A 329-nucleotide genomic window follows, 5' to 3' on the forward strand; every position below is an offset into this window, starting at 1 on the left:
CTCGGAATTAGAGTAGGTGCAACTACAATACATTCTATATCCATTGATAAAAGCTGACGGTAAATACAATACCCGCATGAACCTGCTTCATAGCAAACTAGTAGCTTTTCTGGATCGCCTAACTTCTTGAAAAGTTTACGAATACTTTCAGGTGTGTTTTGAATATTACCGTGAAATCGTGGTTCACCACGTCCTTCTTCAGCAATACCAACAGAAATAATGTCTTTTGAAACGTCTAAACCAATAAATTTTTGACTATCCTTCATAATATAAACGGCTCCTTTTTGTTTGTAGCTCTACATTTGGAATGGGTAGGCTTTTACTTAACT

At 36.2% G+C, this 329-nt stretch carries 1 pseudogene; it reads right to left on the reverse strand.

Annotated features, from left to right (window positions below):
• Positions 1-266: pseudogene (locus RAH41_RS22545) on the reverse strand (IS110 family transposase); the annotation flags it as partial.
• Positions 267-329: the final 63 nt, after the last annotated feature.

The organism is Gottfriedia acidiceleris, assembly GCF_036421055.1.
GTDB classification, from domain to species: domain Bacteria; phylum Bacillota; class Bacilli; order Bacillales; family Bacillaceae_G; genus Gottfriedia; species Gottfriedia acidiceleris_C.